We start from the raw sequence: 26,344 nt of genomic DNA on the forward strand, positions 1-26,344 counted from the left end.
TCTCGCTTTCATCCTATTAATTTTCCTCGACTGCTTGGTAGGTGAAATCGTGGATGGTGTGGCCCTTATCCAAGCCCTTTTTCTCAAAGCTGGTCACCACTCGCCCGTCGAAGCGCTGCGACTCGGTGAAGAGCGCGTGAGGTAACTGCTCGGCTTCATCGGCGGAGCCTTTACCCACATGTTCGATGGCGAGGCTCACCTGCTGGTCACCCAAGTTTTTCCAGCCAGGCAGCTCGTCCATCACTTCATGAACGTGAAGCGCGTAGTCGTCAATATCGGTGGCAATTCGCCACAGACCGTTCTTCTTCAAGCTGCGGTGAATGTCAGCTGCAAGGGCTGGCTGAACGATGCGCCTCTTATGGTGCTTCATTTTTGGCCACGGGTCAGGGAAGTAGGTCCACACTTCGTCGACAATTCCGGTGGTAAAGGCACTGGCAAACAGTTCTGGCGCATTGACTTGAGCGATCCTGAGATTATCAATGTGCTCATTTCCAATGCGACGCAGGGTGTGAGCCACTCCCTGCACGTACACTTCTACAGCAAGGAAGTTGCGTTCTGGTTCGCGCAGTGCTGCGGCGGCAATGTTTTCGCCTTGGCCTGTACCGATTTCGACGACCAGAGGGTTATTGTTTCCCCAGTTGCGTTCGATGTAGGCTGCATCGAAGTGAAAATCTGGAGCGACGGAGAGTTCGCGCAACTCGTGGGCGTGCGGGATGTCGAGGACGTATTGGTCCGAGTATTCATCCCATGCTTTTTGTAGTTTTGCCGGCAATGTTGAGCTTCGACGGACGAAGGACACGATTCCTCGCCATGCTTCAGGTTTTTCTTGCATACACTCTCCTTTTCAGCTCATTGTCGCATACGCGCAGAACCTAAACTACCAGCGAGGAAGCGGTTGGCCAGGGCAATAGTGCAATGTGCGCAACATGCCCTGCTTTTCCTTCGCAGTAACGCTTAAGCCGTATTTAGCTTTAATGGCGATCTGCCGAGCAACATAGCCGCACTGGTACGCCTTGTTGGAAGGCAACCACTTTCCTGCATGTTTGTCGGATTTATCTTGGTTGGCTTTACCTTCCACTGCGAGAAGGTTGAACGGATCATTGCCAAACCGCGTGCGCTTGCTCACTGGCCAGTTCTTCGCGCCAGAGTTCCACGCATCATGAAGCGCAACAACATGGTCGATTTGCACGAGTGATGACGTGGCTTGGCCGCGCTGAAAAGCAATGGTTTTGCCCGTATAGGGGTCCTCAAGGTTTCCAGATTCTACTTGACATCGCTTCTGCTTCGAAAACTGAATATGCGTCAAGTCTCTGGCGAGAATATCGTCGCGGATCATACAGCCGTTGCCATCAGCGTCGATCTGTTGGTAGCGAAAAGCATCGCGAGAGTAGGAAGCATCACCCCTCTCACCTGCTGTTTTCCACTCTTTGCGTCGTACCACGTCCTCTTCACTCCCCGCGCTTCCCGCTTCGTTTTCTTCGCTTCTCACCGTAAGCGTCAACAACAGGGTAACGGCAGGGCCATGGGCTCGCTCTTGGCCTACGATAGTGCCCAAGCTCGGGTACATGCGAAGCAGAGTGAAGGCGAGAATGAGCCCGCATACACAGCTGAGCACAACGCGCAGCACTGCTGCTCGCCTCGCTACCTGCTGAGGCAGTGCATGTGAGCTCATCACACTCACCTCCACTCTGGTGCAATCTCGTGTTCACCGTCACCATGAACGCAGAACATTCAACGCGGAGACGTCACAGCACAGCGGTTAAAACACGGTGCTGAAAAACACTGTGGTTAAAACTCAGCGGTCAAAACACAGTGGTGAAAACACAGCGTTTAAGCGTACGAGAAGGTCAACGGATCATGGCCAACGCGGGTAGCCGTATTCAAACTGTCAATCTCAGCCATCTCCTCATCACTGAGACTGAAATCAAGAATGCTCGCGTTCTCTACCTGGCGGTTCAGATGCACTGACTTCGGGATCAGCACATAACCCTTCTGCAAGTGCCAGCGCAAAATAATCTGAGCATTACTCACCTGATGTGCTTGAGCCAAACGATCAATCAGGCCATCACCCGCGTGAAGGTCAGCCGTACGAGCCAAAGGCTCATATGCTTCCACCACAATGCCCTTGCTCTCGCAATACTCCACAACATCACGCTGCTGGAAAGTAGGGTGTAGCTCGATTTGATCGACGGCAGGAAGTTCCCCCACCTCATCAGCCAAGCGTTCCAGGTGCTCGGGCAGGAAATTGCACACACCCAAGGTGCGAATTCTGCCTTCACTCCTGAGCTTTCTGAACGCTTTCCACGTATCTGCCGAACGCCAGTCGAAAGGTGTAGGCCAGTGGATCATATACATATCCACATACTCAAGCCCTAAATCAGAAATCTGCTCGTCAAAAGCGCGAAGTGTGGAGTCATACCCTTGGTTTGTGTCCTTCACCTTGGTGGTAATCCACAGGCTTTTCCTGAGCTCTCCCTTGTCAAAACCCAGCCGTTTCAAGCCTTCGCCAACTTCGCGCTCGTTTCCATAGCCGGCAGCAGCATCAATATGGCGATAGCCAGCCCGCAGGGCGCCCTCCACCACATCGGCAGTCTGGCCGTTTTCCACGCGCAAAACACCCAGGCCAATTTGTGGTATGAGATTACCATCGCGCAAACGCAGCAGTGGCGTGGCAGGAACCTGAGCGGGCTCGCCCAGATTACCAACGTTCGATGTCCAGCTCGTCCTGCCAATCTCAGGCGAGAGTGGTGGGATACCAGCATCGCTCAGCTGCAGTGAAGCTGTCGCAGCGCACAGATCAGAACAAGTACTCATGCTTCTACTCTAAAACCGGTTCAGGTGCGAACAAGAATTTTTTCCAGGTGTGGATAAGCCGTGTCGTCGCCGTCATTCCAGCGTTTCTCGCCAAGCGCAAGCTCAAACTTTTCAGAAAACGTGAGCCACCACGAGCGTAAACATAAAAAATGCCTTAGCTCGCAGGAACTAAGGCACGGTTGGGATGCACTCTCGCAAGAGTGAACGGTGTCGCACATCACCGCTGTCCCCACGCCAAAGGGCTGAACTTTGGCGCCACGGCTAAGCGCAAGAGAGGAAACTTAGCCGAGCCCTCCTCTGTCAGGAATCCAGAGGAGGGACAAGTAAGGCCACAATGGCACACAAACAAGCTCGCGAGCCGTCAACTCACGAGGTGAAAGACGCATCAAGCGATATTGTTACGACCAGTGCGGTAGTAAGTATCGTTGATGCGCAACGTCTGCTCAAAGCTTTCGAAAGTGGTGTTCTCATCGATCGTAGCCAGCTCAACACCAGCAATACGAGCGAAGTCCTCCCACTCCTCACGGCCAACATTCGTGGTCATGCAGGTGTGGTGAGCGCCACCAGCCAGCAGCCAGCAGTGAACCATAGTCTCGAGGTCTGGACGTGGCTTCCAAATAGCGCGAGGCGTTGGAAGAGCTGCCAAAGAACCATCTGGCTGGTCAAGGTCAACCATGCCCATGGTCAGGCGGAAACGCTCACCCATATCAGCCAAAGAGACGACAGGAACGTTCTGCTTCTTCGCTGCGGTGAACACCACGCGCACAGGGTCATCCTTGCCGCCGATGCCCAGAGGGTGAATCTCCAAACGAGGCTTCTCAACAGAGCCCAGGCCTGGGTTCACTTCAAGCATGTGAGAACCCATATCCATCTCGCGGCCTGGCACGAAGTTATAGGAGTAATCCTCCATCAGCGACGCTGCGCCTGGCTGGCCATAACCCATGACGTTGCCGATGCGAACGAGCATGGCCGTCTTCCAGTCGCCTTCTGCAGAGAAGCCATAGCCCAGTTGCATCAAATGCTGTGCTCCCACACCAGGAAGCTGCTTCATACGGCCCAGGTCTTCGAAGTTATCGGTGGCAGCAGTGCAGCCATAGTGGTCGAGCATGTTGCGCATACCGCACTCTTCACGAGCTGCAGTTTCCAGTTCAGCGCGGCGTTCCCCGAGCAAAACTGGATCGACGTCATACACGCGCTGATACTCGGCGATGAGTGCTTCCACCTCGTCGTCACTGACCTTGTCAATCCAGTCGTTGAGTTCGTTGACCGACCAGGTGTTGATGGAAGTGCCGAACACTTCTTCTGCTTCCACCTTGTCTGCTTCAGTGACAGCGACGTTACGCATGTTATCGCCCCAACGCATCACCTTGGTGTGGTTGGCAGCATCCCAACCTGCGCATGCGCGCTCCCACACGCCGATCTTGCGAGCGACTTCTGGCTCGGTGTAGTGGCCAAAGACGATCTTGCGACGGATTCCCATGCGAGAGAGGATGAAGCCAAACTCGCGGTCGCCGTGGGCGGACTGGTTGAGGTTCATGAAGTCCATGTCGATTCCGTCCCACGGAATCTCGAAGTGGTGCTGGGTGGCGAGCTGCAGCAGTGGCTTCTTGAGTTCCTTGAGGCCGCGAATCCACATCTTTGCTGGGGAGAAGGTGTGCATCCACGCGATGACGCCGAGCACGTTCTCGTTGGCGGAGGCCTCGATCATGAAGCGCTTGATGGAGTCGGAATCCTTCAGGGTTGGCTTCAAAGTGATCTTGATTGGCAGGTCGTCGCTTTTGTTCAGCGTGTTGACAATGTCAGCGGTCTGCTCAGCAACCTGACGCAGGGCTTCTTCGCCATACAGGTCCTGAGAGCCGACGGCAAACCAAATTTCCTTGCCTTCGAATGGATTGACGTTCATTGTTGTCCTTTCATGGTGAACGTGGTGTTCACTCAAACTTGTTTCTTCAGTGCTGGTTACGCGCCGAGCTTGTGGCTAACAGACCCGCGTCAGTACGCACCTCAGGTCAGTGCGACCTACTTCAGTGCTGGCCGTAAACGTTGGTATAGCGGTCGTTGAGCTTAGCGATATCCTCAGGGTCAATCTCGATGATCTGGCCCAGCTGCTTGGCAGCCCACATGGTGTGCGCCACTTCCTCAGTCATTGCAGCAGCCTTGACCGCAGCCTCAGCATCCTTGCCGATGGTGAAGGGTCCGTGGTTTTGCATGATGACAGCTGGAGAGTGAGGGTACTTCTTCAAAGTTTCGACAACACCCTCGCCGATAGCTTCCGAGCCGATCAGCTTGAAGGGGCCAATCGGGACAGGGCCGCCGAACTCGTCACCCATCATGGTCAGGCCGCACGGAATGTTCTGGCCAGTGGCACCCCACGCTGTTGCATAGGTGGAATGCGTATGCACCACACCGTAAACGTTCGGCATATGACGGTAGATGTATGCGTGTGACAGCGTATCGGAGCTGGGAGCTGCCAGGCCGTCCACTACATTGCCGTTGAGGTCAGTCACCACCATAGATTCTGGAGTGAGCGACTCGTAACGCATACCTGATGGCTTGATCACCATGAGGTCGGCAGTATGCAGACGTTGGGAAATATTACCTGCCGTCCACACGACGAGATTCCACTTGAGCAGCTGCTCGTGCAGGGTTGCGACAACCTCGCGCACCTGCTTGACCTCGGCTTGAACCTCGGCTGGGTAGTCCTTGAGGCTCTTGACTTGTTCCATATCAGTCCTTTCTGGAGTTCATAAAATTTCCCAAGATTATCACTGCGGTGCCGCAGCCTGATAATCTCAAAAATTTTACTGAGCGACGGTAGCGATAGCTGCGTGCTCCACTGGCATTGCCTTGAGGAAGGCGTTGAGGAAGGCGTTGAAGCCCTCCACATCATCCTTCACCGGCTGAAGCGTGGTGGCCTCGGCGTCCTTGAACACGCGCTGGTCAAGGAAGTCAGAAAGGTCCGCCTCGTTAGCGTGGCGCAGGTAGTCGGCGAGCACCGCCATACCCCATGGGCCGCCTTCGCTGGCGGTGCTCATCACGGTAATCGGCGCGTTGCAGGCTGCGGCGAGCAACTTCTGTACGACGACTGGGGTGGCGAAAACGCCGCCGTGGCCGACGAGCTTGTCGATCTTCACGCCTTCCTGTTCGGTCATCACACGCATGCCGACCGTCACCGGGGCAAAGGCGGAGAAGAGTTGGGCGCGCATGAAGTTCGCGAGGCTCATCGTGGCTTGTGGACCGTGGACGAAGAGCGGACGGCCTTCTTCTACACCCACGAGTGGCTCACCCGAGTAGAGGCAATAGTTGAGCAGGCCGCCGGCTGCTGGGTCAGCTTCGTCGGAGATGGACGCATTGAACAGGGTTTTAAACAAGTCGTTTGTGTTAATCTCGAGGCCTGCCGCCTTGGCGAACTGGCCAAAAAGCCCCACCCAAGCGTTGAGGTCGGTGGTGAAGTTGTTGGCGTGGCTCATTCCTGCCATGTCACCAGCAGGAGTTGCCACCGGGTCGACCTGCGGGTATGCCTTGGAAAGCGCGTGCTCCAGAACAACCATTCCGAAGATGGAGGTTCCTGCCGACACGTTGCCGGTGCGCGGGCGAACAGCGTTCGTAGCCACCATGCCCGTACCTGCGTCACCTTCAGGAGCAGCCAGAGGGCAACCTGCCTCGAGCTCGCCGGTAGGATCGAGAAGCTTGGCGCCTTCCTCGCTCAATTGGCCTGCTTCCTGGCCTGCAACGAGTGGGGTTGGCAGCAGTTGGGCGATGTCGACGTGCAGCTGCTGGATTTCTGGCAGTTCGTTGAAAAGCGTGATGTCCTCGGCGTTGTAGCTGCGAGCCTGAGGGTCGATCGGGAACATGCCAGAGGCGTCGCCGATGCCGAGAACCTTCTTACCGGTAAGCTTCCAGTGCACGTAACCAGCGAGAGTGGTGAGGAATGCCACCTTGTTCACGTGTGGCTCAGCGTTGAGCACTGCTTGGTAGAAGTGTGCGACCGACCAGCGCTGCGGAATGGTGTAGTTGAACAGGGCGGTGAGCTTTTCACTGGCTTCGGCGGTCATCGTGTTGCGCCAGGTTCTGAATGGCACTAGGAGATTATCATCGCTGTCGAAGGCGAGGTAGCCGTGCATCATGGCAGAGAAGCCCATGGTTCCGATGCGCGTGAGTTTCACGTGGTACTTTTCCTCGACGTCCTTCTTGAGGTTGGCGTAGGCGTCTTGCAAGCCAGCCCACACTTCGTCGAGGGGGTACGTCCAGATTCCATCATCCAGGTGGTTTTGCCAGTCGTGTTCGCCTGATGCGAGCACTTCGTAGCTTTCGTCGATGAGGACGGCCTTGATCCTGGTCGATCCGAACTCGATTCCCAGGGAGGTGGCTCCTTGCTCAATCTGCGACTGCTTGCTCATAAGTCTCCTTTGACCTGTTGCCCTGTGTCACGCATGGTGGTGAGGTTTGGCTTGCCTTCACTTGAGGTGAAGCTCGCTTTACTTCACTTGTGGTGAGGTATGCACCTCTTGTTACTTCATTTTGTGAACGGTCACATTTTCTACTCTCAAGTATATCAGCGTTTGAGATTATCACTACGCTTTCTCGCTGCCTGTTTTATGTGAACGGTCACACGCGCGTGTCGCAGGCGTCCCCGTCGCTGAACTACAGAAGCTCCGCGCTTCCCCAACTCACTTCTCTGTGACTCGCGTCACGTAAGCTTTGGAGAATACCATCACACTCACTTTGCAGACAGCCCACTTCAGCGCTGAGAAACAGCACTGCACGAGTCACGAACGACCATTTGTGCCGGCAAAAGTTGCAGCTGAGGAACACCACTCGCGACCGCCAATCCAGCAGTTTCAGCCACAGGATCGCTTTCCGCACTGCCACTCACGCTCTCAGAGTTCCCAGCCGCACTAGCAGCACTAGCCGCGCTAGCCGCACTAGCCGCACCTTCATCGCCCAGCATTTCCATCATGGCCATCATCGCCTGCGTGCCCAGCTGTGCAAATCCGGGGTTCACACTGGTCAGAGCAGGGATTGCCACATCCGAACCGGGCATGTCATCGAAGCCCACCACGGACACATCATGTGGAACATTGATTCCCAGCGCATACAACGCCTTCAAAATCGCGAAAGCCTGGAGATCATTCGCCGCAACAATCGCGCTGGGCATCACCTCGCGTGGCAGCGAAGCAAACTGCGAGAGCGCAGCGCGATACGCCTCCTGCGCATCCCAACTCTCCAGCTCGCTCACCGTGTAGCTGATATCAGGATGCTGCAGCTTTTCCTGCTCCATTCGCTCTTCCCACGCCTGCCGACGCGCCCGAGCGTCACCCCACTGTTGCGGCCCGGCGAAGAACCAGAAGGAGCGATGTCCCAAACCCAGCAAGTACGTTAACAAAGATTGACAGGCTTCGTTTTGGTCAATGCCCACAAACCTCCACAAGTTTGGCTGTTCCAGCGCACTCACATCATGGCCATAGTCAGAGCTCGTCAGAACAACAGTTGGCACTTGAGCAGGAGTAGAGAGCACGGATTCAAACATCTGCTGAGTCGGTGCCAAAACGATTAATCCATCTACTCCCAGCCCGAGCATATTCGAGCTCAGCTGTTGATAATCGCGCGGTGTACACTCGCGCTCATCGACAATGCTCACAGACACGTACAAACCATGTGCGCGAGCCATTTCCTCGATCGCTCCCATGGTCGAGATTGGCCCGTAATAACTCACTCCGCCAACGATGAAGCCAATCGTCCTTGATTGCCTCGTCGCCAGTGCGCGTGCAGAGTTCGAGGGACGGTATCCCATTTGATCGATGACGTGTTGAACGTGAGCGCGCGTGCGTTGAGAAACATTCGGCGAGTTGTTGATGACTCGCGACACTGTTTGATAGCTTACGCCTGCTTGTTGAGCAACCTGACGAATAGAAATAGCTTTATTGTGAACGGTCACATTCTCACTATACGCCCAAATCGCAGGGCTGGATACATACTTTTATCGAGCCTGTTCCCTACTTGTGACACTTGTCACATGAACACATCGCCGCTCACACTCCTGTACAGCGAAAGTCAGCACACACTCTCAGCACACAAAAGGTATTTATCACACAAGTCGCCATGTCACGCGGTGCAAATCTGAAGGCCCATGCTTCTTGATGGCCTCACGATGCGCTTTCGTGCCATAACCCTTGTTATTCTGCCACTCGTACGCCGCATACTTATCCTGCTGAGCAAGCTCCTCCATTATCCTGTCTCGCGTCACCTTCGCCAGATCACTCGCCGCAGCCACGCTTGCACAATGCGCATCACCCTTCACCTGCGTCGACATCTGAGGAATGGCTGCGATTTGTGGCGCATGCTGGGAGTCCAGAGCCTTGGAAATATAGTCGTTGGGACCGTCCAGAATTCCGAAAACACGCAATGGTGCTGCACCTGGCACCTCAGCGTCACCAGCGCCCGACACAGCAGAAGGCTCAAGATTATCAGTACTGATAATCTCGTCAAATAATGAGGGCTGAATCGAGCCGGAAGTAAGGGAAAGCCCAGCCTTATAAGCTTGCTGCTCAACCTGAGCCAAAGCGCGCAAAGCAGCAACACCGAGGGCAAGCGAGATTCCCCAGGCGTCAATTTCCGCGTTGGAAGCAGCACCAACAGCCCACAAATCAGGCCACGAGCTCAACGAAGAATAGAGCTTTTCGCGCGACTTTTCGTTGAGCATCTTCGAATCACGCAAATGCTTGGGCAGCTGCTCACCCACGCGAGAAGCCTGGAAAGCCGCGCATCCAACCATCACCGGCCCTGCCAAAGCACCACGGCCAACCTCGTCAAAGCCGCAGATGAGCCCGGCACCCTGAGCAACGAGTTGTGATTCCGTCTCCCAGGTGGGAATGATTTGAGTCATGAGCGTCCTTACAGTGTTATCGAGCGTCCTTCACACCGCCCACACGTGCGTAAATCGAGTCATCACGGCCCAGCGAACGCCAATGCGTCGCCGGCCAGTACACGCTCAAAGCCACGCCATCAATATCTTTCAAAGGCACTAATCCGTTATTTCCATCATGGGTGTGATAACGAGAATCCGCAGAATTAGCGCGATTATCACCTAAAACGAAAACGTTACCAGCGCTCACTTTTACAGAAAATGCGAAGGAGGACGGCTGAACACCCGGGCGCAGGTATTCGCCTTCTTCAATGGCGTGGCCGTTAATAGTGATCGGAGCACCACTACCCTCGCAAGCCACCACATCGCCTGGTAATCCTATGACCCTCTTGACCAAGTAATTCGAGCCGATGAGCCCGTCAGATTCGCGACCCAGCCAGCCGCCCGGGTCCTTAAACACGACGACGTCGCCACGGTGAATCGGAAAGTAGCGGCCAGCGATTTTACTCGTCACGATGCGGTCGCCAATTTGCAACGTATCGAGCATCGAGCCGGAGGGGATCATGTAGATGTCGAAGAGGAAGAGGCGGATGAGCGTCACCACGAGAATGGGGATTGCAACGGCGAAAACGAGCTCGCGCAATGTGGAACGACGGCTACGATGTGTCACAACTGGGCCCTGAGGAACCCATGGAGCACGTTGATGCTGAGCACGCGGCCCCGCCTCCTTATCAGAAACTCGACGCAAATTCTGAGGATTCGACATCTTCTCCCCCGCTCGTCCACCTGAAGTTTGCCTCGCTTTGCTCGCCAGCAGCTTGGCCGTCGACTTTCGGCCAGCCGAAGCTCGCCTTCTCGCCAGATGCACGAACACCCGAGCGCGAGAATCGCCTCTCATCACTCGGGTGTCCATAAGTCCTCCAGCTGAAATCAGCTAGTGATCAGTTCAGCTTGCTCACTTCTTGGTGACCGTGTTATCACGACGCTCAACAATGCGAGCAGCCTTACCACGCAGGTTGCGAAGGTAGTAGAGCTTAGCGCGACGAACCTTACCACGGCTCACCACGGTGATGGAGTCGATGGCTGGATCGTAGATTGGGAAGCGACGCTCAACGCCCACACCGAAGCTGATCTTACGCACGATGAAGGTCTCGCGATACTTCTTTCCCTGGCGAGCAATCACGACGCCCTCGAATGCCTGCAAACGAGTGTGCTGGCCTTCGGAAATCTTCACGTTCACGCGAACGGTGTCGCCTGGACGGAAATCTGGCACTTCGCGGTTAGCAGCTTCAACCTGAGCGGCTTCGAACTTTTCAACAGCGTTCATTCTGAACCTCCGAAACTGCCGCAGAACAGTTCCTCATCTCACAGTGGCTTTTCTTCCCCGCGCGCTTGGGCCTGTTGTTGCCTGCTTCAGCATGCCAAAGCTTGAGCCGCATGGCTTTCAGCTTATGGCGTGAAGCATTGGCCTGTTGCGTCGCTCGGAAGTAGCTTCACTGCGCATCCTTTTCTCATAGGTTTGCCCATGAGATGTATCGATCCCGCACTGAGGCAGCCCGTTAGGGGTTGCCGTTTTGCTCAAGATTATCAGTGCTGATGAACCCTCACTGATAATCTTGAGCCTTTCAGTTTGTGGACTGATGCTGGAGGCCCTCTACGGCAGGCACTCCAGCCAATACGCTTTTGCTATTCTACTCAAACGCGGGTATAAAGCTCCCGCGCTCCCGCTCAGTTCTCACTGAACTCACTGAACTCGAGTTCGCACCAGCCCTTACTTGGACTCGCCCTTACTGGGACTCGTGCTTACTTGGACTCGTGGTACGACTTCTCAGTGTTCACCGACCACACGTTCTTCTTAGAAGTACGACCAGTCTTGATATTCGACACAGCTTCCATTGCAGTTGCCATCGAATGATCCTGGTTGTTGTAGTGATGCTGGCCATTACGACCCACGCAGTAAAGGTTGCCCCACGAATCCAGCCATGCGATGAGCTGATCGATGTCCTTGTATGTGTCAAAGTAAGCAGGATATGCCTTCTTGACGCGCTCACGATGGAAGTCGATCACGTCATCCTTAGAGGAGATCACCTGCATGCGGATCATCTCGCGGATGGCGAAGTCACGAGCCTGCTCATCAGTGAGGTTCCAGAAGTCGTCGCCTTCCTTGGTGAAGTACTCGAGGCCAATCCACACGGTCTCATCAGGGTCCTTGACCAGGTAGGGGCTCCAGTTGTTGAAGATTTGCAAGCGGCCAACCTTGTAGCCAGGGTCCTGAACGTAAATCCAGTTATCCGGAACGATTGGCGGGTTGCCCAAGGTTGGGGTGTTGATGAAGTCATCATTGACAATCTTGAGCTTCTTGCACAGCAAGCCGACGGTCACGAAGTCGCGGTATGGCAGGCCAACAGCGATATCGGTCATGTCCTGAGGAGCTGGGTTGTCGGAGCGGTCGAAGGCTTCAAGCAGGTCCTTCAATGGCATGGAGGAAATGAAGTCTTCACCTTCCAGGCGGGTTTCCTTACCCTCAGAGTCGCGGTAGGTGACGGCCTGAATCTTGCCTTCGCCCGAGTTAATTTCGGTGACGAGGGCGTCGGTGAGAACGTGGCCACCCATCTTGGTGACTTCGCTCTCCACGGTTTCCCACAGCTGGCCTGGGCCGAGCTTCGGGTACCAGAACTCTTCGATCAGCGAGGTTTCAACGTTCTTCTGGTTGCCCGAGTTGGTGGAGCGGAACAGCTTCTTAAAGGCGTTCTTGAGCACTGCCATGATGGACAGGCCCTTGACGCGCTGGGCACCCCAGTCTGCGGAGATCTCGCGCGGGTGGCGGCCCCACAGCTTTTCGGTGTAGCCCTCGAAGAAGAGGGAGTAGAGCACGCGGCCGAAGCGGTTGATGTAGAAGTTCTCGAGATTATCATCAGGGAGCTTATGCACGCACGACCACAGGTAGGAGAAGCCTGCCTTCATCGTCAGTCCAAAGCCCATGGCCTTGATGGTGTCGCCCGACAGCGAGATCGGGTAGGAGAAGAAGTGGTGGTTCCAGAAGATGCGCGAGAGACGGTGGCGCTTAAGCATCACACGGTCAGTCTGTTCTGGGTCTGGGCCGCCTTCGGTCAGGTTGACTGGCCTATTCAGCTTCTTGTCGTCGTAGCTTGGTGCACCTTGCAATGGCAGGATTTCCTTCCACCACTGCATAATGCGATCGTCTTTAGAGAAGAAGCGGTGGCCACCAATATCCATGCGGTTGCCATCATGCTTGACGGTTCTGGAAATACCGCCGAACTGCTTCGTCGCTTCCAGCACGGTCACATCGTACTTTTCATTGCCACCATCACGGAGCAATTCATATGCTGCAGTCAAGCCTGCTGGGCCGCCACCGATGATGACAACGCGATGCTTATCTGCCATGCTTATCCCTTCCTATACGCTCTCTTACATCTTGAATTATTGTCCGCGAACTGGTCCTTGGGGAGGTTTTCGAGGCGTTATGTGCGCAAACTCCCCCAAATATTCGCGTTTGAAAAGCCTTTGTGAAGCCGTTGTACTCTGTGCGAAAGCGTGCACGTCCTCGCCTTCACTCCACGTCGGGCTCGCCTTCACCCTGCACAGGCCTCAGCTTCCGACGCCTTCGCTAGAACTGCGACGGAATATCCATGTCCGCGTCCGAGTGTGACAGCTCCTCGACGTTGATGTCCTTGAAGGTGACCACGCGCGCCGACTTGATGAATCGGGAGGTGCGGTACACATCCCACACCCACGCATCGGTGAGTGTGAGCTCAAAGTAGACGTCTGTTCCCGTCGAATGAGATTGCACATCCACCTTGTTGCACAGGTAGAAGCGGCGATCCACCTCGACGACGTACTTGAAAAGCTTCAAAACGTCGCGATATTCGCGGTAGAGATGCAGTTCCGCATCTGATTCAAAGTTATCGAGATCTTCAGCACTCATTTTGTCCCTTTAGTCCTGCGTCTTTTTACGCGACGGACCTAGCTTACGCCACCATGCTCTCTTTGAGGTGGTCACTCTGCCTTCATCCTCTGGCCTGTCGATAGGCCATTCTGGCTGGTCAGGGTCAACTGGCTCTTCGTCACTATCCACCCTCACCGACACAGGATTATCAGCACGGCCAACTCCCCCGCGAGTTCGCATTCCGCTAGCGCTCCTATCGGCGCTTGCCATGCTGCGCGCCTGCCCTGCTAAGGTGCCATATCCATATGCTGCAGCTTCCACAGCCTGGGCGTAGCCCGATGCGAAGGAAGAACCCGGCTGCTCGAGTGGGTCGTAGTCGCGAGCAGAACCGAGATCAATGCCTTCATCATCTTCTACGGCTGCGTCATAGAGGCCTGCATGCACTTTTTGGTGCAGGGAGAGGGAATGCTGGTGCAACGCCAGCGCTTCTGCCATGCCTGGATTGCTTTGAATGACGCGCATTCCGAAGGCATCGAGGGCTTGTACTGGGTCGTATTCGTCTTGGATGGTCGACAGAATTTCTTGGTCCTGGTAGTGGTTGGCTTCGCAGTCCCACAAGGCGTCGCGTAATGCCACTTCCTTGGTGTATCCCAGCGACTGGTAGACGGAGAGTGCGCGCGTGTTCTTTTCTGGCACTTTGGTAATGATGCGGTGCAAGCCTAAGCCTTCTCCGGAGTCGACGGAGGCGAAACCGTAAGTCATGACGCGAGGCATGGCGTCACGCGAGTAGCTGCGTCCGCGGAAGTCTTTGCCGAGGATGACTTGCAGGCGTGCGCTTCTGTTCCACCCATCTAGTTCGGTCAGGAAGATCATCCCGATCGGCCTCAATTTTGTGGGGTCGATGGAATTGGGAAGCCTGGTTTGCATGGTCCAGCCGATGGATCGTTGGTTTCTCGACGAGTCGATGTTGGCGTCGGGGTCGATTTCTCCCATGGACCATGCCACGGAGTCTTTCACCCAGCTTTCGACCATGCTACGCTCGTCATCGCGTTTCATTCCGGTGATGGTTGAGGAGCCTGCCCAAGCGTTGATTTCGTCCATGAAGTCCATGTCTTCGAGGCGCACTGGTCGAAGAATTTGCATTTCGCATTCGATGGATGGAATGCGGACGGAATCGCAGAGTCGACGTTGATTGTAGAAACTCAGGTGAGTTTCGATGTCTTTGGCGCTCTGCTTCATTGCAGGCACTTTCAACTCTGGCTCAGCATGTGGCGTACTCATCGCTTACCCCTTGCACACTTGTGTCACCATTATCTGTTTTCATCATAGGCCAGCAAGCGTGGTTTAACTGAAAGTTTTCTGGCAAACTTCTCAAAATGCCAGCCTTACCGCACTTGATCAGCAATTGTGAAATCAACAGTCTGGAAATCAGCAGTTACAAAAAGGTGAGCTCTTTCCACCCTGCATCAGCTTGTGCTGTTTGGTAATCTGAGTTTCCCCAGATTATCAGAGCGGAAGAACTCACCTTTTACTCGTGCTTGGTGGTAGCGCCCAATCGCGCTACCACACTGCGCTATCACACTGCGCTATCACACTGCGCTATCACACTGCGCTATCACATTGTGCTACGGCATTCGGTGTAACACCGCGCTACGGCTCTGCTTAGGAGCGAACCTTCTTGATCACCAAGCTTGACACTGCCTTAGCATCAGCCTGGCCGCGGGTTGCGCGCATGACGGCACCGATGATCACGCCCATTGGCTTCATATCACCGTTCTTGAGCTTTTCAGCAACATCAGGGTTATCAGCCAAAGCCTTATCCATAATGCCGTCGAGCTCGTCACCGCCACCCACGATCTTGTAACCGTGCTTGGCAACCACTTCTTCTGGGGTACCTTCACCTTTGAGAACGCCTGCCATGGTCTGCTTTGCCAGTCGATCGTTGAGCTTGCCGTCAGCAATGAGCTTCTCCAAGCTGGCCACATCCGTTGGAGTGACTGGCAGCTCTTCCAAGCTCACCGACTTTTCGTTGGCTTCGCGGGAGAGCTCACCCAGCCACCACTTCAAAGCTCCAGCTGCGCTGGCGCCTTCCTTCACGGTTTCGTCGATGAGGTCGACTGCTCCAGCGTTGTTCACGTCGCGCATTTGGATGTCGGTGAAACCCCACTCCTTTTGCAAGCGTGCACGGCGATGGCTTGGCATTTCTGGCAAGCTAGCCTTGAGCTCGTCGATATGCTCCTGAGTGGTGTGCACCATGACGAGGTCAGGGTCTGGGAAGTAACGGTAATCGTTTGCATCCGTCTTCAAACGGCCACCTGCAGTGCTCTGCGTGCTCTCATCCCAGTGGCGGGTTTCCTGCAACACTTCCCCACCGTCAGCGAGCAAAGCTGCTTGGCGACGGATTTCGTAGATCAACGTGCGCTCGATACCACGGAAGGAGTTCACATTCTTCGTCTCCGAACGAGTTCCCAGTGGAGCATCAGGAGATTCACGCAAGGACACGTTCACATCAGCGCGAATATTACCCTGTTCAAGCTTGCCCTCAGAAATACCCAGCGCGCGTGCAATATCGCGGATCTCGCGGATATACGCGCCAGCAATTTCTGCAGCCTTGGCACCCGTTCCCGTCACTGGTTCGGTCACGATTTCGACCAGCGGCACGCCTGCACGGTTGTAATCAACCAGAGAGTGGTCAGCACCTTCAATGCGGCCGTCTGCACCGCCGACGTGGTTGTTCTTACCAGCGTCGTCTTCCACGTGGGCACGCAGAATCGGGACACGGAAGGTTTCGCCATCTTCGGTTTGAACATCGAGGTAGCCCTTGCCGTTGAGCGGCTTATCAGCCTGTGTGATCTGATAATCACGAGGCATATCCGGGTAGAAGTAGTTCTTGCGGCTCCACTGGCTCCACTCGTTAATGTGGCAGTGCAGGGCGAGGCCCAGGCGAATGGCGTCGTCAATGGCAGCCTTGTTGATCACTGGCAGCGAGCCTGGCAAGCCCAGGGACACGGGGGTGAGCTCCGTGTTTGGTGCTTCGCCGAACTTGTAAGGTGCTGGGCAGAACAGCTTGGTTTTTGTGGACAGCTCAACATGAACTTCCAAACCCCACACCGGGTCGTAGCGGCGAATTGCTTCGTCGAAATCCATCAGTTTTTCAGCCATGTCACTTCTCCTCAGCCTTCGTCACACGAACACCTGGGAACGCCTTCAGTGCTGCATCCACAGCTTCAGCCTTCTCAACTTGGTTAATCTTGTCCGCTTCTGCACTCGACACGTCAGCATTCTGAGCAGCTTGGTCAGCCCACTTGCTGGTTGGCAGTTCGCTGGCTTCTCCCGCTTCCTTGGCGAATGCAGCTTCGAGAGCAGCAGCTGGCTTGTACATCATGTCGTCATGCTTTGCAGGAGCCATAATCTGGAAGCCTGTTGGCAAGCCGTTGCCCAAGCCCATTGGCAGTGACATTGCTGGGATTCCCGCAAGATTAGCAGGAATGGTTGCCACATCATTCAAGTACATGGTCATCGGGTCAGTCAGCTCTTCACCCAGCTTGAATGCGGTCGTTGGGCTGGCTGGAGAGACGAGCACGTCAACCTTTTCGAAGGCCTTCTCAAAGTCGCGAATGATGAGGGTACGCACCTTTTGTGCAGAGCCATACCACTTGTCGTAGAAGCCTGCGGAGAGAGCATAGGTACCCAGAAGAATACGACGCTTAACTTCCGAACCGAAGCCTGCTTCGCGCGTGTAGGCCATCATGTTGGCGCTAGTCTGTGCCACATCTGCTGGTGGCATCATGCGCAAGCCGTAGCGCATACCATCGTAGCGAGCGAGGTTCGAGCTCACCTCAGACGGCATCAGCACGTAGTAGGAAGGCATAGCGTAGGAAGCGTTGGGCAAGCTCACTTCGCTCACTTGCGCGCCCATGCTCTTGAGCAGTTCAACAGCATGCTCGAAGTTGTGCGAAACAACGTCCTCATAACCCTTGCCGGAAAGCTCCTTGACGACGCCGACCTTCAGCCCGCTCAGGTCCATCTTCTGGCCTTCGCGTGCAGCCTTCACCACTGCGGGAGTTGGCTCAGGAATCGAAGTGGAATCGCGCTCATCATAGCCGCCGATCACTTCATGCAAGAGTGCGGCATCGAGAACAGTACGAGCGACCGGGCCGATCTGGTCGAGAGAACTCGCCATAGCGATGGCACCGAAGCGGGATACACCACCATAGGTTGGCTTGACGCCTACTGTTCCGGTGAAAGCGCCAGGCTGGCGAATAGAACCGCCAGTGTCTGTACCCAGAGCGAGTGGAGCTTCGTAGGCTGCCACTGCGCAGGCAGAACCGCCGCCGGAGCCGCCTGGAACTCGCTCAGTATCCCAAGGGTTATGGGTAGGGAAGTATGCCGAATGCTCGGTGGAAGAACCCTGTGCGAATTCGTCGAGGTTGGTCTTACCCAAGATTGGCATCAAGTTAGCCTTGAGCTTTTCGACGACAGTAGCATCGTAGGGCGGAATCCAGCCTTGCAGAATGCGCGATGCTGCAGTGGTTTCGATCCCCTTGGTAACGATCATGTCCTTGATGGCGACTGGCACACCGGCCATTTCTGGCAGTTCTTCTCCTGCTGCTCGGCGACGGTCGACTTCGTCTGCCGTCTTCAAAGCTTCGGTGGCGCTGACGCTGAGGAAGGCTTTGAGTTCTGGTTCGGCTGCTGCGATGACGTTGATGTGTGCTTGCACGAGCTCGCGGGAGGTGACTTCTCCTGCCTTGAGCTTGTCGGCCATCTGTGCGGCGGTCAGCTTAACGAGTTGTGCGTCATTCATGCGCTCACTCACTCTCCTCACCTCCGAGGATCTGTGGTGCGACGAACATGCCAGAGTCGGCTTTCGGCGCGCCGGCGATTGCTTCTTCCTGGGTGAATGGTGTTGCTGGAACGTCTTCACGCAGGTGAGCTTCGAGCGGGATTGGATTAGCCGTTGGCTCAACATCCTGGGTGGCCACTTCCTGAATGGAGTCGATGGCCTCGGAGATGACGTTCATGTCATCCTTGAGCTTGTCGGCTTCCTCGTCGTTCAGTGCGATGCGCACGAGCCAGCCGAGGTGCTGAACTTGGTCTTTCGTAAATGTAGGCATACTGCCACACTACCGAGCATTTCCGACATGGTGAACGGTAAGTAAACTCTTGATTTTCCGCGCATTTCTGCTCGGCAAGCTACTCATTTTTACTCGTTTTTCTGCCGCTTACTCTCTAGCTCATCTTTATCTACGCCGCGCTTCGCGTCACCACAATCCCTCAGCTCACGCGCATCTCGCCGCGCTCTCTGCTCGCGCATCTCGCCGCGCTCTCAGTTCACTGCGCTTGGGGGCTGGACTCTCCTGCTTCCAGATTTCCATGCTGCGCAACCCAGGCGTGCATCGCTACTGCCGCTGCCGCTCCTGCGTTGATGGAGCGTACGGAGCCGAATTGGGAGATGTAGACGACCTGGTCGGCGAGCTCTAATGCTTTTTGAGTTAATCCTGGGCCTTCTGCTCCGAATACGAGCAGGCATTTTCGTGGGAACTTGTAGGTTTCCATGGCTACAGAGCTGGGGACATTATCCAGGGCAATGATGACGCGGTCGGGTTCAGTGCGGTGGACGTGCTCGACGAGATCGGTGATGGTTGGCCATGCGTCGACGTGCTGGTAGAGCTCCGTCATAAGAGCGCCCTTGCGGTTCCACTTGTGTTTGCCGACGATATGCACGTTTCCTGCGGCGAAGGCGTTGGCGGTGCGCACGATGGAACCGATGTTGAAGTCGTGGGTCCAGTTTTCGATGGCGACGTCGAAACTGTGGCGGCCGCGCCGATCGAGGTCGGCTTTGATGGCTTGCACGCTCCAGTATCTATACCTGTCGAGTACGTTTCTGGTGTCGCCGTTGGTGAGCAGTTCGCTGTCCCACAGTCCTGGTTTGTAGAGGGGGCTCTCAGGATTATCAGGACGAGGCTGATCCGGGTGTTCCTCCTGCCATGGCCCTACTCCGATTTGCCGGAAGTGGGGTTCTCCTGAGGCCATGGCAGCTGCTGTTATCGGATTCGGCTCGTACATTCTTCTCCTTTAGGCGCGAGGGTCGTGTGGTGAGTCGACGTGAGAGGTGCTCACTTCGGTCACGTTGTAAGCATAAACAAAGGGCAGGCGGTGTTTTTCTTGGTCGATGGCTCCCACGACTTCGACGTATTTGCTTTCTTCTCCCGTCATGGCTCCTGTTCCACCGACGAGGGAGGCAATGGCGACGGCTTGTGCTCCGAGGTGTTCGATGACGGAGTAGTCGAGGCTTAATTCGTTACCTTTATGCAGGGTGATGATGGATGATGTTTGAATGTAGCTTTTTTCGGAGAGCCAGGCGTCGAGGAGGACGACTTTCTTTCCCTGTATGTTTTTGCCTTTGATTCCTGGGTAGACGAAGTCGATGGTGAAGCCGTCGATGGGCTCGGTGCTGGCGAGGACCATGGAGAGCACGAGTGGGACGGCTGCTTGGGTGAGTGCTCCGACGGCTTGGTAATCTTTGCCGGCTTTAAGGCCGCGTGCTTCGAGTTCGGCGAGGAGTACTCGTCCGGCGAGGTTTGCGCCGAGGCCGGAAAGGCTGACGGAGGTGAGTTCGGAGAAGGGTCGGGTGCCGATGTCGGCGCGGACGAGCTTTTCGAGAACTTCTTTTTCGTTGCCCATGGCGAGCTCCTTTTGCTTTCAAGGCTGGTATGCAAAAGCCGTGAATTTGTTGAAACTACTCGTATTCTACTCGTAGCAACATAATTCACGGCTTGAGCTGTGGTTGACTGCTTTATTCAGTTTTTTGAAATGTGTGAGATGTGTTTCCCGGCCGAGTTTCTGTCATGACTTTCGCGCTGCGCCGAGGAATACACCCCTAACACACCCTCACGGATCTCTTAAACAGATCTTTATCACAGAACTTTTAAACGCATCTCTTAAGCGGGTTACCCTAACAGATCTCTCTGTCATGTGGATTGAGCAGCTATATTTCGCTGCTCAGTCCAGCATTATTTAGAAGATCCAGTCGGAATCGTCAGTCGCCTGCATACCAGGATCCGTTGCCTGAGCGTTATAGTCGGGCGCCTGATAGTTAGTTTCAGTGGCGGCTGGGCTGTCGGCGATCACCTTAGTCTCAACGACGGGGTCGCTGATGAGTTCTTCTCGCGTAAGCGGCCTGACGACGTTCTTGTCACCTTCGAGCTGGTTGAGTGGCTCGATCTGCGAGGCATCGATGGCGTCGAGCTTGCGCGCTTGTGGCAGGATGGTGCGTTCGAGGTTACCGACCACCTTGTTGTAGTTGCCAACTGCTGTGGTAAGCGAACGTCCCAAGCTGGAGACGTGAGAGCCAAGGGTGTGGAAGCCGTTGAACAAGCTCTTGCAGATGGCGTAGAGCTTTTCGGCGTCCTCACTGAGGGTTTGCTGCCTCCAGGTTTGTCCGATTGCTTTGAGCACTGCCCACAGGGTGACTGGTGTGCACAGGGCGACTTTGCGCTCGTAGGCGTAGTCGAAGAGTTGCGGGTCACGTTGCACTGCGGAAGCGAGGATTGCTTCGACGGGGATGAACAGGATTGTCATTCCTGGTGCAGTGCGGAAGTCGGTGTCGTAGTCGCGCTTGGCGAGGTCGTCGATATGCTTCTTGATTGCACGGACGCTCTCGTCCATGAGCTTAGCGTATTCGTCTTTGCCTTCGGCGCTGTTCGGGTCGATTTCGAGTGCTCGACGGTAGGCTTGGAATGGTGTTTTTGCGTCGACGGGGATGACTTGGTCACCGGGCAGTTTGATGACCATATCTGGCCTGCTCTTGCCTTCTCCACCGTTGTTTTCCACAACGACTTGGGTGTCGAAGTCGACGTGTTCGAGCATTCCTGCTTGTTCGACGAGGTTCTTGAGGGTTGTTTCTCCCCATTGGCCTCGTGTCTGGTTGTTGCCCATTACGCGAACAATATTGCTGGCTGCTTGTTGCAAACTTTGCTGGTCCATCTGCAGTTGTTGCAGTTGGGTTTGCAGTTGGGTCGTTTCTTCGGTGCGGCCTTTTTCAATGCCGTCGAGGCGTTCACGCAGTTTGCCCAAGGAGTCTTGCACGGGCGCGAGAAGCTTGAGAACATTGGCGTTGTTCTGGTTTTGTGCTTCTTGGTTTTCACGGATTTCCTTGAGGCGTGCTTCGTTGGCTTGTGCTTGCTCTTGCTTGTGCTTAAGTTCGAGGTCGTTGAGTGCTTTCTGGTTTTCTTCGCGCACCTTGGTGAGCTCGTGCTGGTAGTCGTTTTGCAGGTCGAGTACGTGCTCTTCTGCTTCTTTTTGTTGAGCGCGGAGTTCTTGCATTCGCTTTTCGTCTTGTGCTTTGACAGATTGCAATTCTTGCTTCAAGAACTCGAGTTGCTGGTCTTTTTGGGCGCTGCTGGCTCGCTCAGCGGATTCTGCTACTTGGGTTGCGCTGAGTTTGCTCTGCAAATCTTGAGTTTGTTGTTGAGCTTGAGCAAGCTGTTGGCGCAGCTCCTCAAGATTAACAGGCTGTGTTGCTTTTGCCTTTTGCGCAGCAGCATAACTCGCCAGAGCCCATCCCAATACAAAGCCGAGGATGAGGGCTAGTACTGCAAACAATGTTTCCATTGTTTCCTCCTCATATATTTTAGGAGCGGTTAACCGCTCGCCTGAGCTTATTAACCCGAGGTCATAAACCCGCCTGTTTCTGTGTACGCGTGTTTGCATGCAGACGACTGCTGCGCACAAACACATGACTAGCACTGATGCATCAGCACAAGCTATGAAACAGGTCCACCCTCAACCTCATTTCACATGAAATCTGTGTTTCTGGAGTTCCACTGTGGTTTTCTCGCTCCACTATGGAGTCACAGCTGCACTGTGATTTCACTCATTCATCTTGAATTATCAGTCTGTAATTGCAGGAGACAGATGAGCCCAATCACCTTTCCACCTTACCGCACTATCGTACATTTGTTCGAAGCGTGTGTCAAGTATCACACTTGCAATTCCCACCCCGCTCGATGGAGATCTCCTCAACACCAGAATACTGACATGCTCATCTCGCACGCCCTCCCACACAACAATTTCTCCCTCGCGCAACAAAAATGCTCGATACACACGAATGCGTATCGAGCATATGGAGTCGATGGATATCACTCAACGGTTTCCCGGTGATATTACTTTTGAGCACACAGGGAGCGCACTGCCCTCACCAGTGCTGATAATCTCGAGCTATTCGATGACGCTGACCACAACGCCTTGAGAGCTCAACGTTACCTGCGAGCTGTCCTCGTCAACGCTTGCCAGCGAGGCGAGAAGAGGCGTGCCTTCCAGCGGAGCCTGCACCTCATGGTCAGTGCGGTTAAACAGGAAGATGAACTGACGAGTGACGCCATCTTCCCCGTCCTCACCCACACGAACCACGCGCAGAACATCGCTGCTCGACTCGACTGCGCTCTCCACACCCAAGCGAGGCAGGAGCGGCCGGAGAATACCAGCAACATCCTCATGGTTCAAACGGCAACCCAAGTAGACGCAAGCACCCCCACCAAAGGTGTGGAAGGTGACGGCCGGGACACCATTCATACCCCAGTCGGCAGGAGCCTCATAGGTAGCCAGCACGTCAACGCCCTCATCCACCGAGGTGACAACATCGGCGTAATCATGCGCCACAGCGCCGTTACTCAAGGTGAGCTTGTCCGGAGTGCCAGCGAAATCGGAGCCCAGAGGAAAGCCCTCCTCCACGCGCACACCCGTCAGCTTGCGCAGAGCTCCCGGGTAGCCGCCCAGCCAAATGCGATCCGTCTGGTCAGCAATGCCGGACATATAAGTAACGATGACCATGCCACCCTTACGAGCAAAAGCTTCCAATTTCTGCGAAAGCTTCGAACTCATCAGGTAAATATTCGGCACGACGACCATGCGGTGGCCATCCCAATCACCGTTTACCGGGATCACATCGGACGTGATACCGAGGTCCAACAGCGCACGGTAGAAGGTGAAGGCTTCCGGGAACTCGGCAAGCTTCTTGGTCGGGAGCGTATCGCACTGCAACGCCCACGACGACTCATTGTCGAAGAGAACGGCAACATCCGAACGCTTGAGACGCGTGTCCAACAAGCCTGCTTCAGAAAGAGAGCGAAGGTCTTCGCCCAGCTCGCAGACATTTCTGAAAATCTGGGAGTTTTCCCCAGCATGAGGAAGCATCGCCGAATGGAACTTCTCAGCACCGGCTTGAGACTGACGCCACTGGAAGTACAGGATGCCGTTGGCACCGAAGGCTAGGTGCGCCAGAGAGTCGCGAACCGTGTTGCCCGGCTTGACGCGATAGTTGATATTACGCCAATTCACAGCAGAAGTAGAGTGTTCCATTAACAGCCATGGGCTACGACGAGCCATTCCATCAACCAAATCAGCAGAATAGGTCAGCTCATCCAAATGAGCCTCGCCAGGAGTGAAGTAGTGATCGTTGGAGACGAAGTCCATGCTCGGAGCCCAGGCATCGTAATCAACACCCTGACCAGCTGCTCCAGAAACCATGAAATTCGTAGTAAACGGCTTATCGGGGCAGATTTCCTCGATGGCATCACGCTCAGCCTCGCAGAAACGCAACAGAGCTTCAGAGCTGAAGCGGCGGAAGTCGAGCATACGGCCCGGGTTTTGGAAGCCGTTGACGTGGCGCGGGACCAGAATCTGGTCGAAGCTAGTCACGCGCTGGCTCCAAAAGTCTGCACCCCAGGCTTCATTCACCGCCTCGATAGTGCCGTAACGCTCCTTGCACCAGGCTTGGAACTCCTTATTCGCATCATCGGAATAGTCGTACAAATTGTGGCAGCCGTACTCGTTGCCCAAATGCCAAGCCACCACATAGGGGTTGTCCTTGTAGTGCTCGGCAAGCTTACGGCACATTTTCAGCGCGTACTCGCGGTAGATCGGCGATGTTGCACGCCAATGCTGACGCGCACCCGGCCACACAGTTCGCCCATCCTCGTCGACAGGGAGAATTTCAGGGTGCTTTTGAGCCAGCCAGATGGCTGGCGAAGCCGTAGCCGAAGCGAGATCAACTGCGATGCCGTTAGAACCCAGCTTGGTGATAATCTCATCCAGCCAAGCGAAATCCCACACGTCTTCTTGAGGCTCAAGGCGAGCCCAGGAGAAGATTGCCAGAGAGACGAAGTTCACGCCTGCCTTCTTCATCAGGCGAATATCCTCATCCCAGACCTCGCGTGGCCACTGCTCCGGGTTGTAATCACCACCAAAGAAGATGGCAGGTTTCGAGCCAGAGAGTGCAGCAGGCCATCGGAAAGGACGGCGAGGCTTGAGTTCAGGGGCGATAAATTCCATGAAAGACCTTTCCCACAAGGGCAATACGTATGCTTCTTTGCATAGGGCGATACCAGCAAAACGCTGGGAGATTGCCACCGTTTACGTTAACCGTTAACGTTAACAGTATACGCACTTGCTGAACGATGCAAGAGGAAAACACAAACTGCCGTCAGGTTGTGTAGCATAAAAGGCAGAAATGCGACGAACACGCCGAACTGAGCGAGAAGTAAGTACGCTGACGGACGAAGGTGGCGAAAGCTCGGTCGGCACTCAGAACGCCGAGAAGGGAGCAGCATGGCTCGCAATGCACAGATACCAGCAAAAACTGCGGCACATAAACCTGCGCAAGCCAAGTCTGCACCTACCAAAACCGTGTCGGTGAAAACTGTGGCCGAGGTGGCCGGAGTCTCTGCTCAAACCGTTTCGCGCGTGCTCAACCACACTGGCCAGGTGAGCGAAGCTACTCGCGCCAAGGTGGAAAAAGCCATGCGCCAGGTCGGCTACCGTCCGAACTTTGCTGCTCGCGCTCTGCGTCGAGGCACTTTCCACACCTTGGGTGTAGTGATGTTCAATATTCATGCCACCGGTAATCTGGGTGAACTCGAGGGCATTAACAAGGCCGCGGAAAAGTCGGGCTACGCGCTGACCTTGAAGATTATGAACGACGAGCCTTACAACTTGGCCGAGCTCTATTCGTCGATGAAGCTTCTGCCGGTGGACGGCATTATTTTGCTGATGGACCGCACGCCTTCTGACATCGACACGTTCACCCCCTCCCCTGACCTTCCGATGGTGGCGATAACGAGCACGCCGATCTCTACTCTTTCTACGGTTGATGCGGACCAGGTTGAGGCGGGTAAGAAGGCTGTTGAGTTGTTCTTGCAGGCTGGTCATCACACTGTTTATTGCGTGAGCGGACCGGATGATTCGATTTCGAGCTTGCTGCGTTTGCGCGGTTGGCGCTCGGCCCTGCAGGAGCATCATGCGCCAATTCCTGAGCCGTGCCCTGGCGATTGGACGGTGTTTTCCGGTTATCACGCTGGTTTGACGCTGGTCGACGCGATTCGTGCGGGCGAGTGCACGGCTATTTTTTGCGCGAATGATGATATGGCTTCTGGTGTGGCGCAGGCTTTGAATAGTTACGGATTATCAGTGCCGCATAATGTGAGCCTGATTGGCGTAGACAACTCTCTTGATTCTTTGATCCCGAGCGCTCGGCCGACGTCGTTTGACCAGAATTTCTCGCAGGTTGGCGCGACGGCTGTTGACATGGTGATGAAGCAGATTGGCTCGTTAGAACCTCAGCCTGTGGAGCATCGAAGCATAGCGATGCGTTTAGTCGCGCGTCACAGCATTAAAAAGCTGAATTGAGATTATCAGAACGACAGAGTGCCAGCTACCCTGAAATTTCTCTCATAAGGTCATTACCCCCTTAAGGTAAT

Annotated in this window: 20 protein-coding genes and 1 pseudogene; 1 reads left to right on the forward strand and 20 read right to left on the reverse strand. The window is 55.0% G+C overall.

Annotated features, from left to right (window positions below; genetic code table 11):
* Window positions 1–16: 16 nt before the first annotated feature.
* The 20 genes and pseudogenes from trmB to AEAE_RS05015 all read right to left on the reverse strand — a co-directional run bounded on the left by trmB (window position 17) and on the right by AEAE_RS05015 (window position 24,920).
* Window positions 17–832 (reverse strand): tRNA (guanosine(46)-N7)-methyltransferase TrmB, encoded by an 816-nt coding sequence (gene trmB / locus AEAE_RS04920; RefSeq protein ID WP_094689982.1) that lies wholly within the window; start codon window positions 830–832, stop codon window positions 17–19.
* 45 nt (window positions 833–877) lie between these two features.
* On the reverse strand, window positions 878–1,672 hold the full coding sequence (locus AEAE_RS04925) for an HNH endonuclease family protein (RefSeq protein WP_244569623.1): 795 nt from the start codon (window positions 1,670–1,672) through the stop codon (window positions 878–880).
* 158 nt (window positions 1,673–1,830) lie between these two features.
* Complete coding sequence (locus tag AEAE_RS04930) at window positions 1,831–2,697, reverse strand: aldo/keto reductase (protein ID WP_420809211.1); 867 nt, start codon at window positions 2,695–2,697, stop codon at window positions 1,831–1,833.
* A gap of 502 nt (window positions 2,698–3,199) precedes the next feature.
* Window positions 3,200–4,717 carry an L-arabinose isomerase gene (gene araA, locus AEAE_RS04935; protein ID WP_094689984.1) on the reverse strand — a complete coding sequence of 506 codons (1,518 nt, stop codon included), beginning with the start codon at window positions 4,715–4,717 and terminating at the stop codon, window positions 3,200–3,202.
* Between the two features lie 121 nt (window positions 4,718–4,838).
* The gene (locus AEAE_RS04940) at window positions 4,839–5,540 is read right to left on the reverse strand and encodes an L-ribulose-5-phosphate 4-epimerase (protein WP_094689985.1); all 702 of its coding nucleotides are present in this window, start codon (window positions 5,538–5,540) and stop codon (window positions 4,839–4,841) included.
* A gap of 75 nt (window positions 5,541–5,615) precedes the next feature.
* Window positions 5,616–7,214: a xylulokinase gene (locus AEAE_RS04945; RefSeq protein WP_094689986.1), complete on the reverse strand. Its 1,599-nt coding sequence runs from the start codon at window positions 7,212–7,214 to the stop codon at window positions 5,616–5,618.
* Between the two features lie 341 nt (window positions 7,215–7,555).
* Window positions 7,556–8,752, reverse strand: coding sequence for a LacI family DNA-binding transcriptional regulator (locus AEAE_RS04950; RefSeq protein ID WP_094689987.1), 1,197 nt, complete (start codon window positions 8,750–8,752; stop codon window positions 7,556–7,558).
* 150 nt (window positions 8,753–8,902) lie between these two features.
* A complete protein-coding gene (locus AEAE_RS04955; RefSeq protein WP_094689988.1) occupies window positions 8,903–9,700 on the reverse strand; it encodes a ribonuclease HII in 798 nt (265 codons plus the stop codon).
* A 16-nt stretch (window positions 9,701–9,716) separates the two neighbouring features.
* On the reverse strand, window positions 9,717–10,592 hold the full coding sequence (lepB, locus tag AEAE_RS04960) for a signal peptidase I (protein WP_420809199.1): 876 nt from the start codon (window positions 10,590–10,592) through the stop codon (window positions 9,717–9,719).
* A 42-nt stretch (window positions 10,593–10,634) separates the two neighbouring features.
* On the reverse strand, window positions 10,635–11,006 hold the full coding sequence (gene rplS, locus AEAE_RS04965; protein ID WP_094689990.1) for a 50S ribosomal protein L19: 372 nt from the start codon (window positions 11,004–11,006) through the stop codon (window positions 10,635–10,637).
* 476 nt (window positions 11,007–11,482) lie between these two features.
* Window positions 11,483–13,084: an NAD(P)/FAD-dependent oxidoreductase gene (locus AEAE_RS04970; RefSeq protein ID WP_094689991.1), complete on the reverse strand. Its 1,602-nt coding sequence runs from the start codon at window positions 13,082–13,084 to the stop codon at window positions 11,483–11,485.
* A 223-nt stretch (window positions 13,085–13,307) separates the two neighbouring features.
* A complete protein-coding gene (locus AEAE_RS04975) occupies window positions 13,308–13,625 on the reverse strand; it encodes a DUF2469 domain-containing protein (protein WP_094689992.1) in 318 nt (105 codons plus the stop codon).
* 9 nt (window positions 13,626–13,634) lie between these two features.
* A complete protein-coding gene (locus tag AEAE_RS04980; protein WP_094689993.1) occupies window positions 13,635–14,867 on the reverse strand; it encodes a GNAT family N-acetyltransferase in 1,233 nt (410 codons plus the stop codon).
* Between the two features lie 381 nt (window positions 14,868–15,248).
* A complete protein-coding gene (gene gatB / locus AEAE_RS04985) occupies window positions 15,249–16,748 on the reverse strand; it encodes an Asp-tRNA(Asn)/Glu-tRNA(Gln) amidotransferase subunit GatB (protein ID WP_094689994.1) in 1,500 nt (499 codons plus the stop codon).
* A gap of 187 nt (window positions 16,749–16,935) precedes the next feature.
* Window positions 16,936–18,393: pseudogene (gene gatA / locus AEAE_RS04990) on the reverse strand (Asp-tRNA(Asn)/Glu-tRNA(Gln) amidotransferase subunit GatA); the annotation flags it as partial.
* 4 nt (window positions 18,394–18,397) lie between these two features.
* On the reverse strand, window positions 18,398–18,703 hold the full coding sequence (gene gatC, locus AEAE_RS04995; RefSeq protein WP_094689995.1) for an Asp-tRNA(Asn)/Glu-tRNA(Gln) amidotransferase subunit GatC: 306 nt from the start codon (window positions 18,701–18,703) through the stop codon (window positions 18,398–18,400).
* A 217-nt stretch (window positions 18,704–18,920) separates the two neighbouring features.
* Window positions 18,921–19,655, reverse strand: coding sequence for a TrmH family RNA methyltransferase (locus tag AEAE_RS05000; RefSeq protein ID WP_094689996.1), 735 nt, complete (start codon window positions 19,653–19,655; stop codon window positions 18,921–18,923).
* Window positions 19,656–19,664: 9 nt separating this feature from the next.
* Entirely contained in the window at window positions 19,665–20,273 is a 609-nt protein-coding gene (locus AEAE_RS05005; protein ID WP_094689997.1) for a hypothetical protein, read from the reverse strand.
* Window positions 20,274–20,606: 333 nt separating this feature from the next.
* The gene (locus AEAE_RS05010; RefSeq protein WP_158520517.1) at window positions 20,607–22,202 is read right to left on the reverse strand and encodes a DNA recombination protein RmuC; all 1,596 of its coding nucleotides are present in this window, start codon (window positions 22,200–22,202) and stop codon (window positions 20,607–20,609) included.
* Window positions 22,203–22,808: 606 nt separating this feature from the next.
* A complete protein-coding gene (locus AEAE_RS05015) occupies window positions 22,809–24,920 on the reverse strand; it encodes a beta-galactosidase (RefSeq protein ID WP_094689999.1) in 2,112 nt (703 codons plus the stop codon).
* A gap of 276 nt (window positions 24,921–25,196) precedes the next feature.
* Between AEAE_RS05015 and AEAE_RS05020 the strand changes: the two genes are divergently transcribed.
* Window positions 25,197–26,273, forward strand: coding sequence for a LacI family DNA-binding transcriptional regulator (locus AEAE_RS05020; RefSeq protein WP_094690000.1), 1,077 nt, complete (start codon window positions 25,197–25,199; stop codon window positions 26,271–26,273).
* Window positions 26,274–26,344: the final 71 nt, after the last annotated feature.

The sequence above is a fragment of the Aeriscardovia aeriphila genome, from assembly GCF_002259595.1.
Lineage (GTDB): Bacteria > Actinomycetota > Actinomycetes > Actinomycetales > Bifidobacteriaceae > Aeriscardovia > Aeriscardovia aeriphila.